This is a genomic window from Psychrobacillus sp. NPDC093200 (assembly GCF_050280345.1).
GTDB classification, from domain to species: Bacteria; Bacillota; Bacilli; order Bacillales_A; family Planococcaceae; genus Psychrobacillus; species Psychrobacillus faecigallinarum.
The window spans coordinates 85,801-99,234 of the sequence record NZ_JBNNVC010000003.1 but is presented as its reverse complement, the minus strand read 5'-3'; the positions used below and the strand labels follow the sequence as shown (position 1 = coordinate 99,234).

Sequence of the window (13,434 nt, the reverse complement as noted above, 5' to 3'; positions counted from 1 at the left end):
TATCGAAAGTTAGATATAATTAACATACGTAATTAGATTAGGGGGAGAAGTATGTATAAGCTGCTTAAAAAGTTGCCTAATGAAACACACTACTGGGAGGTGTGGAAATCCGGAAGAAGTCTACATTTTACCTATGGAGTACTAGGAGTGAGCAATAAAAGTGAGGAGCAACCGCTGAGTTTATTTGAAAGAGCCAATAAATTAATGAAACGGTTAGTAGAGGAGAAAGAAAGTCAAGGATTTGTCCAATGCCATGAGGATAAGGAAATAAAGGTGGATATTTCGTATCGTGAAGATGCAGCTGAATATGAAACTTATAGACAGGCAAGCTATGATTTACAAGATAAGATAAATGATAGTTTATTGTCTACAGGTATAGGCTATACGGAAGGGATCAGGATTAATGAGAGCGGAGCTACTATTTATTTCTTTGTAGTAGATGAAGATTTAGGTATTGAAGCAATACAAAAGATTTTACTTGAACAGAAGCTATTAAACGAGAGCAGTATCTCTTTATTTCAAGATGACTGAAACTACATAAGCGCAAATACATACCAAGCCAAAAACTAATTGTTTAAGCATTGGTTGGACACTGGAATAAATTTTTACATAATGAATACAATTGTTCTTCCGTCCTTTTAGTAGAAGGGAATTTAAAGCGACAATCTATTAAAATAAGATATAATCATAATATTATTAATAATTTAATAATTCGACAAAGGAGTTTTTATTATATGTATGAACTGTCCAAAAAGCTAGCTCATGAAACGCATTATTGGAAAGTGTGGAAGCATCAGAAAAGAATTTGCGTCGAATATGGAGTTATTGGGATCAGCAAAGAGTCTGAAGAAATCCAGCTTAAACTTTTTGACAACGGAAGTAAGCTGATGAAAAGATTGGTAGAGGAAAAGCGGAGCCAAGGCTACGTAAATAGCGATGAAAAAGAAGCAATAGATATTGTTATCCACAATGATAACGGAGTAAGTGAATACGACGTATTGAAAAAAGCTAGCTTCGAATTATATGAAATGATCGATAAAGAGCTTATGGATACTAGTATAGGATTCACGGATGGTGTTGATATTAACGACGAAACAAGGGTTATTATCACTTGCTTTGTTGGAGACATGGAAATAGCCATCCAAAGAATTCGACAAGTAATATCAGACCAGAAATTGATAAACGTTAACCAAATATCTTTGGACAATGGTGGGGAGCCAATTGATGTAATGGTAAAGGATATTAAATCATAAAAGCACATCTAAAGGAAAACAAAGGGGACCGGTTAAGATGATGATAAGAATGATAAAGAAGAATGGTAAGGAAACGCTATATTGGCAGGCATGGAATTATAAATTTCCATTAAGTATTTTAACTGGTACATTAGGAAAAGTAGGAATAGAGGAGAGGCCGTCCTTAAGGTTTTGGGAAAGTCCTAAAAAAATTGTGAAAAAATTAGCCAAGGAAAAAGCAAATCTGGGCTATGAATTTGTGAATGACAAAGACATGAACAAACTAGTTGTCCAGTATCGCTATGAAGAAGCTGATGAAGCTCAGTTTGAAGCGACAGAGAAAAAGTGCTTTGATGTTGAGGATATTATAGAGGAGGCTCTCCTTTTCACAGGAAATGGGGACGTAAGTGGTTTGGAGGTCGGAGCAGGGGCAGGAACAATTACAATTTTTGTCGTAGATGTAGAGATTGGTTTTAACACTATCTGGAAGAAGCTATCTGAACACGAATTGACAGAGGGTGTTGAAATTGCTTACGAGCAGGAGCGGGATAGCTATGTTTCGTTGTATCCCGAGGATGCTGAATTTCAGCTAGTGTAAATGGTAAAGGAAACAATTCCTATGATATAATAGTGACCTTAGGTAGATTAGGAGCAGATGATCCCGATTGAAAGGAAGTTTCCGAAGCTTCTTCCTGCATGTCTATTCGGAAGCTATGTCGGAGGTGTCATGATGAATAAAAAATGGACGATTGAAGAAATCCGTGAGTATGTTAAAAAGAATTCAACAAGTGAATTACTTTCTAATGAATATAAAGGTTTCTCCCAAAAATTACAGTTTAAATGTTCCTGTGGGAATCTTTTTGAAAAAACATTTACGAAGTTTAAGGGAAGTAATCAAAAAAGCTGTACGGAATGTGCCCCAATTAAACCATCACGTTAATTAGCAAAAGAGCTGCCCTTAGGACAGCTCTTTTCTTATGGTAAAAATATTAAATCCAATAATTTATTAGGCAGTTTTCAACTTTTCAATTAAAAAAGTGTTCCATATAGTTGATTCTTGCTATCAAGCAAACTATATATTTAGCAATAAGAGGGACTACTAATTTTAAAGACTAATCCAACATATTATTCACTGGTTTGGTAATTCGTTTTTGAAAGATCCAGTTCCCTAATATAAATAATGTGATGACTAGTAATATAAGTGGTAGCTGAAAGATTATCCAATTAGACGGCCCATAATATTTAGATTGATGTGCCCTTTCCACAGTATCAAAATATGCTTCCCTATATTCAAATTGGAGGATCCATTTTTCATTGGCCATTGCCACGGTACCAATATCATAATCAGTCGGTATGATTAATTCTGTAACTGTACCACCTTCTCCAACAACTAACTCCGCTTGAGAATAATTAATGGGGTAAGCGTTAGAAGGTCCTTCTTTTAGCCGAGAAAAATCAATAGAATAAGGATGTGTTATCCCTTCACGGATGAGTGTGAAGTCATTTATGTGATCGGTAGAAAATACGGCTAAATGTTGCAGATGGTCGCTATATTCCTGAAATATTTTTTGAAGTGCTGTTTCATCTAGATTAGTAGATAAGGCTTCAAATGACTTTTCCATGACCTCTTGCTTTTCCTGCTCCACCGATCGTGCTACTTTTCGTTCATCGTTTATATCATTTAATACACTCAGAGAATATATGAAAAATCCAACGGTTACTATGAGTGAAATCCAAAATGCTGCACGTAAAAAAGCTGTATAACCTCTTTGTGCATTAAAAAAGTGTGCAAGTTTTTTTAATGGTTTCTTTTGTTCCATATTAGCCGTTATGTCCACGTTTTCATCTATATCGAATTCAGCACGCATTTGTTTTGCGATTTGTGCACATTTGTCACATGTGGCAATATGTTGATCTACAAACTCTGCACTCTCTAGACTACAAAGCTTATCTATGTAAGTGGGTAACAAATCACATACAATATAGCATTCATTCTTCATCTAAAATTCCTCTCTCCCTTAATTTTAACTTCGCTCGGTAAAAACTAACCCTTGCCCAATTTTCATTTTTTTTGTGTATTTCACCAATCTCCTTAAAGCTAAGGCCACCTAACATACGCAGCAGCACAATTTCTTTAAATGGCTCCTCCAACAAATGAATCGTACGATAAAGCGCAATTTTATTTTCGTTCTCAATTAGGTTGCTTTCGAGTGAAGGCACATGGTTTGGTGCATGGGCTTGTTTTGGCTGTTTCACTTGCTTATCTACATATTTATAATATGTATGCTTGGCAATTTGACAGAGCCAAACTGACATTTTGCACTCACCATTATAATTATCGATTGATCGAACTGCCTGATAAAAAGTCTCCTGTGTTAGCTCCTCTGCAACGTCTGTATTGTTGCAAAGAACCATCAAATATTTAAATACACCATCCGCATATTGCTTATAAATTTCCGTAAGCTCCCCCAATGTTCAACCTCCTTTCACCCTATATATCTATAAAATTATTATTTCGTTACAAACTTTTAGAATTTATTTTTTATACTCTATCTTAGCATGAGAAAAGGAGGTGATTGGGAAGTAGAATAAGAGAATATTTAAAGATGCCTTTTTTAATAAATGGAAAATATATGAAAATAATATTTTAAAATTACAAATTTTATTATATTTAACCAATATCAACTATATTTTCTGATAGAATAAGAGGGAAGGGAGAGATTTAAAAATGATTAAGAAATTTAGTAAAGCAGTACTAGTAGGTGTTTTAGCTTTGGGAATTATGGCGACAGCTAATACATCCGCAGAGGCAGCCACACACAAGGTGATGTGGGGTAAGACGGAACTAAAAGTAGGACAAATTGGTAAAGTTACAATTCTAGCGGACACCGACTTAGTAAAAATCGGAGCTAAAGGCTCACTTAGCAAAGTGAGAACACTTAAAAAAGGTGAAGAATATAGAGTCTACACCTATAAGAGTTCAAACGGTGGCTTATATGGATTAGGTGCAAGTAGCTTTGTTCAAAAGGGGTCAAAAGTAAAATATGAAACTCCTTCAAAAAGCAAACTTGCTTTGCTTAACAAAGAGGTAAACGGTGGGCTAGTCCCAAAAGCGGGTATGAAGCTTACTTATTCTCCAAGTTTTACAGAGAATACTAAAAGAGATTTTGTTACTACTGTTATAAAGGAAGATGGTTATATTCAAACTATTTTAACCGTTCCAGGTAAGCAATATGAGAGTTATGTATATAATGAGATTAAAAATGACGAAGGTAAACAGATTTTTTCTTTTGGTGTGAATCATACAGATTGGGGATTATTTGCTATTGAATTTCCTCTAATTGAAGGCAAGCAAACAAAAGAAATTTTCTATGATGAAGAAAACAACAGAGTAACACAAAATATAGATGTTATTAGTACAACTAGTACTGTAAAGGTCAAAGCAGGGACATTCCAAAATGTTGTCATATTCAAAAGTAAAGAATATGGTGTTACGTTTTATTTAGCCCCAGGTGTTGGAATTATTAAAGCAGTAGGTAATGATGGAAATACAGTGGGAGAACTAATTTCTTTCAAATAAAAAAGATAAAACCAGATCTAGTCATTGAGCTAGATCTGGTTTTATTTATGATTAACATATTTAGCTTCTTTCTTTCGCCATTCTTTGCTTTTTAGATTTTCTATAATAGAGTAGCTCATAAATACATGGCACAACTATTAAGGTTAGAAGCGTTGCCATTGCAAGCCCGCCAATCACGACGATTGCAAGACTTTGAGATACAAGGCTACCTGTTTCCGCTTGCTTTAACAACAGTGGAAGCATTGCACATATAGTGGCGATTGCTGTCATGAATATTGGTCGCATTCTTGTAGAGGTTGCTTCTACTAAGGACTCGCGAATGGTCATGGTTTTTTCATTTTGCTTTACTCTGTCCAATAATACAATAGCATTGGTAACAACAATTCCGATTAACATCAAAGCACCTAGTAATGCGGTGATATCTACAGAAATCCCGCTAATCACTATTCCTAAAACTGCACCGATTGCAGCTAGGGGTAGGGAGCAGAGTATGGCAATTGGGGTTCTTATAGATTTAAAGGTAATGACCATTATTAGAAAAACTAGGCCAATAGAAACGAGCATGATTAAAAATAAATCTTCAAACTCCTCTGCTTGTTGACTGCTGGAGCCACCAATGAAAACCTGTGTGTCCTTTGGAATGTCTATACCTTTTTCCTTGTCTTTATCTCCAAAAATAGCAATATTCATGTCACTTGCTACCTTTGAAAGCTTAGCTGGATCCACAGATGCCGTTACTCGGAGATAAGTCTTCCCATCCTTATGCAGCTGAATAGTGGAGCGTTGCTCAGTTTGTAGCGTAGCTATAGAAGATACAGGAACAGGACCGTCGCTTGTCATTATCTGGATAGCCTTTAAATCCTCTGGTGTTTTAGTATCTAATATTGGTTCTAGAAAAACTGTTTTTTGCTTATCCTCTACCTGGATTGTTCCGATAGGTGTCTTGTTCAACATAACACTTAATTGCTGTGCAATTTGCTCGGTGTTTCCTTTAGATGAATCGACTACCAAGGAGTGTACTGTTTTCTTTTCATCCTGATTCGTAGTTACCTTTTCGATTCCTTCAATAGGCTCTATCTTCTCTTGAATAACTGGTGCCAGCTTTTCCAGACTTGCTAAGTCATCTCCCACAATATCAATGTTAATACTAGTGCTAGTTCCTCCCATCATAAAGGAAGCAGCAGTAATTTCTAATTCAGCCTTTGGAAACTGACTGCGTTTTTCTTCTATAGCCTCTATGACCTTATCTATATCTTTTTTGTCGTCCAATAAAATGCTAAAAAGTGCCTCGGTCTGAGATCCTACAGATCCATATTGTGCTGCTTCGGGAGGCGTACCAACTTGTGCAAAAACAAAATCGACTTCCTCCATCTCCCGAATAAGGGATTCCATTTCAATCGTTTTTTCCTTAACTTCCTCTACAGGTGTATTAGACGGATAGCTTAAGGAAGCCGTAATAAAATCCGCAGAAGAATTATCCACTGCTCCTTTAGGAATTAAAAAGTAAGTGCCAATTGAGCCAGCAAACAGGAATAAAGAAACTACAAAGATAACCCACTTATGATTTAAAGACCAGGTTACAGCCTTTGGAAAACGGACAGCGGGTTTATGCTCCGGAAGCTTCGTGTTTTTCAATAAGCCTGCGCTCATAATAGGAACGACAGTCAGCGCTACTAACAAGGAGGCTAATAGAGAATAGGTTACTGTTAAAGCAAACGGAAGAAGGAAATCCTGCAGGGTGCCATCCAATAAACTCATAGGAAGGAATACTGCCACTGTTGTAAGCGTTGATGCGGTAATCGCAACCCCTACCTGCTTTGTAGCATCTATGACCATCTGAACAGAAAACTTCTCCGTTTGCATCTTCCGGAAAATATTTTCAATAACGACAATACTGTCATCTACTAAACGGCCAACCGCAACAGCTACACCACCTAGTGTTAAAATATTGAGCGTAACTCCCGAAATCCAGAGTAAAAATAGCGTTAAGCAAAGGGATAACGGAATAGAAATAATTGTTATGAAAGTAGAGCGGATATTGCGTAGGAAAATCATAATAACAATGGTTGCAAAAAGTGCGCCAAGCAAAACCTCTTTCATCATTGTGTGAACAGAATTTTGAACCAAATCAGAAGAGGATACATAAATAACCGACTTCTGCTGCTTATATTGTTCATTCAATTCTTTTGTCACTTGCTCGATTTCCTTGCTGATTGTAACAGCATTCGATGTGCTATCCTTTGTAATGCTTATATCTAAGCTTTCCTTGCCATTAAATCTACTAATAAAGCTGGAGTCAATTGTCTCTTCAATTACTGCAATTTCGCCTAACGTCACATCAGGGACTATCGAAAGATTTTTTAGCTTTTCTATACTAGTTAAGTCACCAATCACTTTGATATTGCTCGTCTTCCCATCGATATTTTTCTCACCAACAGAAACAGCCGTATTTTGCCCCTGGAGGACTGTCATTACCGATTGAAGAGGAATTTGATAATCCGCTAATTTGTCCTCATCTAAACGAATCGAAATGGTGGATTCAGTAATCCCATACACATCAACATTTGCAACTCCTTTAACCTCTTGAAAACGTGACTTCAGCTCATTTTTCGCAAGCTCCATGTTTTCAGAAGTGAGGCCGTCCTCAAATGTGATCGCAATATTGATAATTGGGATCATGGATGTGTGAAGCTGGGAAACAACTGGTTCGGATATAGAAGGTGGCAAAGGTACACGGGTCAATGCCTCCTGCACTTCTTGTTTTGCTTGTTTCATATCATAGCCAGATTCATACACAAGATCTACATGGGAATACCCATCCCCGGTTCTAGAATAAACCGAAGACTTACCGTTCAATCCAACAACAGCCCTCTCAATAGGACTGGTCACTTCGCTCTCCATCGTTTTCGCATCTCTACCAGGTCCCATAGTGATAATGGTTACCTGCGGATTATCGGCAGAGGGTAAAAACTCCATCGGCAATCTAAAATAACTAAACACTCCAATTACTAATACTAAAACGGTTAATACCGCTACACCCGCTTTATTGCCAAATGCCCATCTGGTAAAACTCGACATCTTCCAACTCCTCCTTTGAATTAAGAACAGTACGTATGAGTGCATCTTGATGTTATAATTTTCAATTAATTTGCAACACTAGTTACTCCTTTCATTGCTTTACCATTTCATTGTAGAAAATAGAAATGATTTCCACATTGAGCGAGAGGATTAACTATTGCTAGGTCTGGAGGCTGATAAGATTATAGGGCTTAAAGAAGGAGTTTTTTATAGGGAGATAATGGGCAAATGAGTGCGAACGGTCATAAAATTTTCTATCCGGTCATAAATCCGGCTTATGCGGTCATAAATTTTCCTATCCGGTCATAAAAAAATCTATCCGGTCATAAATGTGCTCTGAACGGTCATAAGTTTGTTTTTCTGCTTCAAATGTCTATGCTGGAGCTTGCTTTCTAATTAAAAAACACTAAATAGGGCCGGATTAGCCTTAATTACATGATGAATCTGTCCAAAAGGTTGATTTTGTTGCGAACGGTCATAAATATATCTATCCGGTCATAAATGTACTCTGAACGGTCATAAGTTTGTTTTTCTGCTTCAAATGTCTATGCTGGAGCTTGCTTTCTAATTAAAAAACACTAAAATAGGGCCAGATTAGCCTTAATTACATGATGAATCTGTCCAAAAGGTTGATTTTGTTGCGAACTGTCATAAAATTTTCTATCCGGTCATAAACCCGGCTTATGCGGTCATAAATTTTCCTATCCGGTCATAAAAAAATCTATCCGGTCATAAATGTACTCTGAACGGTCATAAGTTTGTTTTTCTGCTTCAAATACTATGTTGGAGCTTGCTTTCTAATTAAAAAACACTAAATTGAGCCGGTTTAGCATTGATTGCATGAATAATCTGTCTAAAATTTTATTGCGAACGGTCATAATCTTGCTATACAAAGGAAAGGGCTCTTGAAAGATTCAAGAGCCCCATAGGTGTGTATGTCATTACTGAATCTATTTATAACTTTGCTTTCATGATGAAGTTGACCTCTTCGAAGCCCATTTTTTTATAAATTTCCTTAGCGAAATTGGAGGCAAAGACATTTAGACGAACCTCGTCGTAGCCCTGGCTCTTCCAATAGGCGTTTCCTTCGTTTATTAGCAACTTAGATAGACCTTTCCCTCTGTGCTCGGGTAGTACATAAATTTCATAAATAAAACCATATGTTTGATCCGTAAAGTAATCTGTGTTTTTCCCTAGCAGTATCCATCCAGTAATGGTACCGTCTTCTTCTTTGGCAATTAAGTAGAACCCTCCTTTATCTAAAACTCCTTGGAGCATTGCGACTGCCTTTTCTTCACTAATTTCCATTTGAGTTGCATCATAAGTAGAGCTTACTGCATGAGAAATAATATATTCGACTTCCTCTTTAGTTGCTTGTGTAATCATTTCATTCCCCCCTTTATGCTATTTTATTTCCACAAGGTTTGATGAGAATCCTTTAATGTCCTCATTTGAATTATCTATCACCTCATATAACAAATAAGTAATGTTTCGTTTAAGAATGATTTGCTATGCTTGTCTAAAGGGGGAGAATATTATGAATACATTTAACGTTAGTTCTATTGGAACGGTACATAACACTAGAAAAACTCCGGAGGATGATTATTGGGGACAAGTAGTATCTGAGATAAGATTGAACAATGATTGGGACGTGACAAGTTTAGATGGTATTGACGCATTTAGTCATGTAGAGATTATTTTTTTATTTCACCTTGTATCAGACGATAAGATTCAATATACTGCTAGGCATCCGAGAAATAACACGGACTACCCGAAGGTTGGTATATTCGCGCAACGTGGTAAAAATCGTCCAAATAAAATAGGGCTTACTACTGTGGAACTCATTAAAAGGGAGGGATTATCAATCTTTGTAAAAGGGTTGGATGCCATAGATGGAACTCCGGTTTTAGACATTAAGCCTGTCATGAACGAATTTCTTCCAAAGGGAGAGGTAAAACAGCCAAACTGGTCAGTTGACTTGATGTCGAATTATTGGGAGTAACTTAAAAGGAAATGAGCGTTCTTTCGCGAATAAAACATAAAATATCTTTTTGGGGAGGAGAAACTATGAGCTTAATTGAACGAATTGATACTGTCTGTTTAAAGGTCCGTGAGATTGAAAAGGCAAGTCGATGGTATCAGGAAATGTTAGGACTAGAGGAGCATTACAAGGAAGACCACTACGTTATTTTGAAAATTGGAAAGAGCAGTGTCCCATTGACGTTAGAAAAGGGAGAGCCGGCTGCACAAGATAATGCTACATATCCAATCTTCTTTTCTTCAAGCATTGATGAGACCCATCAGCTACTCTCGGCTCGCGGAGTCCGAGTGTCGTCGATACAAAAGGATGGCATTAATACTTATTTTGAGTTATATGATTTAGATGGCAACAAGTCACAGATCTGTTTTTGGGAATAAAGACTTTCCAAAGAGCAATATACTGTAGAATTAGACTAACCTGTTAAGGGAGGTAATGCTCAATGGATTTTATCACTTCATTATTTAACTCACATGTTGATCTGTACATTAGATTAGCTGTTGCAACGTTTATCGGATTGCTAATTGGCCTGGAGAGAGCTATTAAGCATAAGCCTGCCGGTATACGGACACATATTTTAGTTTGCTTAGGCTCTACATTAGCCATGAGCTTATCCACGTTAAACCAAGGGCCATACATGGACCCAATGCGCTTAGCTGCTCAAGTCATCAGTGGAATTGGGTTCCTTGGAGCAGGGGTTATTTGGGTAGACAAGGATAATGTAAAAAGAGGACTAACTACTGCAGCAAATCTTTGGATTACTGCCTGCGTTGGCTTAACGATTGGCTATGGCGCTTACGACTTAGCAATAATTACTGTTGTGTTTATGTTTGTAGCGATGAATCTACCTAAACTATTAGAGAAAATGGGCATGCTTCCACCAAGAGGAAAGGAAGTTGATGATAAAGATAGTGATAGCGATGGTGAATAATGAAAACAAAGAAAAATTTATTTACATAGAAATGTTTTAAATTTTTCTCTCGTCTACCAATTTATATTATCAGCTTTTATATCTTATCGTTTTCTTTGAGCTTTGTTAAACAAGTACTCTATTGAAAGTTTCACTAATAATGTTCAAAACACCAGTTAAGGCACAACTGGTGTTTTTTTGTCGTGGATTTTCTTAAAACAATCATAAATTTTTGTTCTTTATTGCTTGTCTAAGTGAATATACTCTATTAAGAAAAATTATGAGGTCAAATTTCAAGTAACTTCAAAACAAAAGAGGTAATTAATTGCTAGAAGGTAATTTATAAGCGTTTGATTAAGTATATTATTTTAAAATAATACTTTTAGTTTTTTTTCATATATTTCTTTAGTATTACGAATTAATCCAGAATGAATGTAAAAGAACTAGTACAGAATAATAATTATTTTTGAAAGGAGGAATCTGTAATTTATCAAAAATATGGAAAGCGATTATTGGATATTTTAGGGAGTTTTATTCTTCTAGTTATTCTCTCTCCATTTCTCTTAATTTTTTCTATAATTTCATATTTTGTCTCAGGTTTTCCTATATTTTTTTATCAGCTAAGGGGAGGACGACATGAACGGATTTTTTTTATATGGAAGTTTCGAACAATGGATTCATCAGATGTAGATTCTCCAGGTCATTCGTATCAGTGGGGCTACGAAGTGCCTCAAAACTTTACATTTGAAAAGCCAGACCATATTAAAATAACGAAGGTAGGAAAAATTTACAGGAAATATAGCATAGATGAATTGCCCCAATTATGGAATGTGTTAATTGGAGATATGAGCTTAGTTGGACCAAGGCCAGAAATGATTGAGATTACTACACATTATTCTCCTATACAAAAAAAACGCTTACTTATGAGACCGGGAATTACTGGATACGCTCAAATTCGAGGTAGGTCAACCATTACTCATGGTGAAAAATTAAAATATGATTTGTATTACGTAGAGAACTGTTCCTTTTTCTTAGATTTAAAAATATTAATAAATACATTTTGGATAGTTGTAACAGGAAAATGGTCCTCATAGTCAAAAGACGAAACTTAATTGATAGTTGTAAATAGAGGGAGTAGATAAACATGGATAAGGATATGAGTCTCAATGAGTTCTATCTACTGTTAAGGAAGAAAAGAATATTGTTAATAACAGTCTTTCTTTCATTTGTGCTAATAACAGGTGTTGTTAGCTACTTTTTTCTAACACCTAAATATGAAGCTACCACTCAACTTCTTATTAATCAAAAAGAAAAAAGTAGTAACCGTTTAGAAACTCAAGATATTCAATCAAATTTACAAATTATAAATACTTATAATGTCATTATTAAAAGTCCTGTCATTTTAGATAAGGTCATTGAAAATCTTTCTTTGTTAACGACATCAGATCTTCTTGCTGAAGAAATATCTGTAACGAATGAACAAAATTCTCAGGTATTAAATATTTCTGTTGAGCATGAAAAACTTAAAACAGCCGTAGCAACAGCCAATATGACTGCAGATGTATTTCAAGAAGAGATAAAAAAAATTATGAGCATTGATAATGTCACTGTTTTATCTCCAGCACTAGAAAAGAAGAGCGTTAAGCCTATTAAGCCTAACCTACCATTAAATTTAATAATTTCTAGCATCCTAGGAGTTGTTTTCGGAGTAGGTTTAGCTTATTTTCTCTACCTCATTAATACTACTGTCAAGACTGAAGAGGATATAGAAGAACTTATTGACTATCCCTTGCTGGGTATAGTTAGTCCAATAAATACAAATGTGATGGATGTTGTAGGAACACAAAGAAAGAGGAGGAGGAGGGAAAAAAGTGATCCAGAAAAAGACCATTCCGAAGGGTAAAAGACTAGTATTGAACTCTCATCTAAATTCAATAGTTGCTGAGCAGTTTCGTACCATAAGGGCAAATATTAAGTTTGCAATGAGAGATAGGGAATTTAAAACTCTTCTTATTACCTCTCCTTCTGTAGGTGAAGGAAAGTCGACAATAGCCTCCAATTTAGCTTTGATCTTTGCACAAGCAGGAAAAAAGGTATTGCTGGTAGATGCCGATTTAAGAAAACCGACAGTCCATTATACATTCAATAAACATATCTCCAAAGGACTAAGTTGTTTCCTGCGGAATGAGGAGAGCCTTCCAAGTATCATTAAGAATTCAGGTAAAGAGTATTTGGATCTAATAACCTGTGGTACCATCCCATCTAATCCAAACGAAATATTAGATTCAGCTGAAATGGATAATTTTATAAAAGAAACAAGGAAACTATACGATCTTATCATTTATGATGCTCCTCCAATACTTTCAGTTTCAGATGCGCAAATATTAGCCAATAAATGTGATGGAACATTAATAGTGATAAGTGCAGGTAAAACAGAAAAAAAGACGTTAAGCAAAGTAAAAGACGCACTTGATAACTCTCAGGCAAAGGTTATAGGTATGATTTTGAACAATTACAAAATAGAAAAAGATCATTATTACTATCAGTATTACGGAGATAAGTAAACTAACCCCACTAGAGGTAAGTTGTTTAATTG

15 protein-coding genes are annotated in these 13,434 nt (G+C 35.8%); 11 read left to right on the top strand and 4 right to left on the bottom strand.

Annotated features, from left to right (window positions below; translation table 11 throughout):
• Positions 1-51: 51 nt before the first annotated feature.
• From ACQKNZ_RS14030 to ACQKNZ_RS14015, 4 genes are all read left to right on the top strand, one after another.
• Entirely contained in the window at positions 52-531 is a 480-nt protein-coding gene (locus ACQKNZ_RS14030) for a hypothetical protein (protein WP_427660262.1), read from the top strand.
• A 203-nt stretch (positions 532-734) separates the two neighbouring features.
• Positions 735-1,253, top strand: coding sequence for a hypothetical protein (locus ACQKNZ_RS14025; RefSeq protein WP_427660260.1), 519 nt, complete (start codon positions 735-737; stop codon positions 1,251-1,253).
• A 37-nt stretch (positions 1,254-1,290) separates the two neighbouring features.
• On the top strand, positions 1,291-1,830 hold the full coding sequence (locus tag ACQKNZ_RS14020) for a hypothetical protein (RefSeq protein WP_427660258.1): 540 nt from the start codon (positions 1,291-1,293) through the stop codon (positions 1,828-1,830).
• A gap of 132 nt (positions 1,831-1,962) precedes the next feature.
• A complete protein-coding gene (locus ACQKNZ_RS14015; RefSeq protein WP_144538705.1) occupies positions 1,963-2,172 on the top strand; it encodes a hypothetical protein in 210 nt (69 codons plus the stop codon).
• A gap of 172 nt (positions 2,173-2,344) precedes the next feature.
• On the opposite strand, the gene ACQKNZ_RS14010 is transcribed toward ACQKNZ_RS14015, so the two are convergent.
• Both ACQKNZ_RS14010 and ACQKNZ_RS14005 read right to left on the bottom strand, forming a co-directional pair.
• Positions 2,345-3,232: a zf-HC2 domain-containing protein gene (locus ACQKNZ_RS14010; RefSeq protein WP_427660256.1), complete on the bottom strand. Its 888-nt coding sequence runs from the start codon at positions 3,230-3,232 to the stop codon at positions 2,345-2,347.
• Entirely contained in the window at positions 3,222-3,704 is a 483-nt protein-coding gene (locus ACQKNZ_RS14005) for an RNA polymerase sigma factor (RefSeq protein WP_427660254.1), read from the bottom strand. Before ACQKNZ_RS14005 ends, ACQKNZ_RS14010 begins: the two co-directional genes overlap by 11 nt.
• Before the next feature lie 256 nt (positions 3,705-3,960).
• Here ACQKNZ_RS14005 and ACQKNZ_RS14000 point away from each other — a divergent pair, with 256 nt between their 5' ends.
• Positions 3,961-4,812: a hypothetical protein gene (locus ACQKNZ_RS14000; protein ID WP_427660252.1), complete on the top strand. Its 852-nt coding sequence runs from the start codon at positions 3,961-3,963 to the stop codon at positions 4,810-4,812.
• A 60-nt stretch (positions 4,813-4,872) separates the two neighbouring features.
• Here the strand turns inward: ACQKNZ_RS14000 and ACQKNZ_RS13995 are convergent, their stop codons facing one another.
• Both ACQKNZ_RS13995 and ACQKNZ_RS13990 read right to left on the bottom strand, forming a co-directional pair.
• Positions 4,873-7,890 carry an efflux RND transporter permease subunit gene (locus ACQKNZ_RS13995; RefSeq protein WP_427660250.1) on the bottom strand — a complete coding sequence of 1,006 codons (3,018 nt, stop codon included), beginning with the start codon at positions 7,888-7,890 and terminating at the stop codon, positions 4,873-4,875.
• A gap of 954 nt (positions 7,891-8,844) precedes the next feature.
• A complete protein-coding gene (locus ACQKNZ_RS13990; RefSeq protein ID WP_427660248.1) occupies positions 8,845-9,276 on the bottom strand; it encodes an N-acetyltransferase family protein in 432 nt (143 codons plus the stop codon).
• Between the two features lie 151 nt (positions 9,277-9,427).
• On the opposite strand from ACQKNZ_RS13990, the gene ACQKNZ_RS13985 reads away from it, so the two are divergent.
• From ACQKNZ_RS13985 to ACQKNZ_RS13960, 6 genes are all read left to right on the top strand, one after another.
• The gene (locus ACQKNZ_RS13985) at positions 9,428-9,892 is read left to right on the top strand and encodes an SAM-dependent methyltransferase (RefSeq protein ID WP_340863572.1); all 465 of its coding nucleotides are present in this window, start codon (positions 9,428-9,430) and stop codon (positions 9,890-9,892) included.
• A gap of 65 nt (positions 9,893-9,957) precedes the next feature.
• Positions 9,958-10,308, top strand: coding sequence for a VOC family protein (locus ACQKNZ_RS13980; protein WP_427660246.1), 351 nt, complete (start codon positions 9,958-9,960; stop codon positions 10,306-10,308).
• Positions 10,309-10,370: 62 nt separating this feature from the next.
• Complete coding sequence (locus ACQKNZ_RS13975; protein WP_144538689.1) at positions 10,371-10,859, top strand: MgtC/SapB family protein; 489 nt, start codon at positions 10,371-10,373, stop codon at positions 10,857-10,859.
• 491 nt (positions 10,860-11,350) lie between these two features.
• The gene (locus ACQKNZ_RS13970; protein WP_427660244.1) at positions 11,351-11,932 is read left to right on the top strand and encodes a sugar transferase; all 582 of its coding nucleotides are present in this window, start codon (positions 11,351-11,353) and stop codon (positions 11,930-11,932) included.
• Positions 11,933-11,982: 50 nt separating this feature from the next.
• Positions 11,983-12,741 (top strand): YveK family protein, encoded by a 759-nt coding sequence (locus ACQKNZ_RS13965; protein WP_340863569.1) that lies wholly within the window; start codon positions 11,983-11,985, stop codon positions 12,739-12,741.
• Positions 12,710-13,402, top strand: a complete 693-nt coding sequence (locus tag ACQKNZ_RS13960; RefSeq protein WP_340863568.1) for a CpsD/CapB family tyrosine-protein kinase — start codon at positions 12,710-12,712, stop codon at positions 13,400-13,402. Before ACQKNZ_RS13965 ends, ACQKNZ_RS13960 begins: the two co-directional genes overlap by 32 nt.
• Positions 13,403-13,434 lie beyond the last annotated feature (32 nt).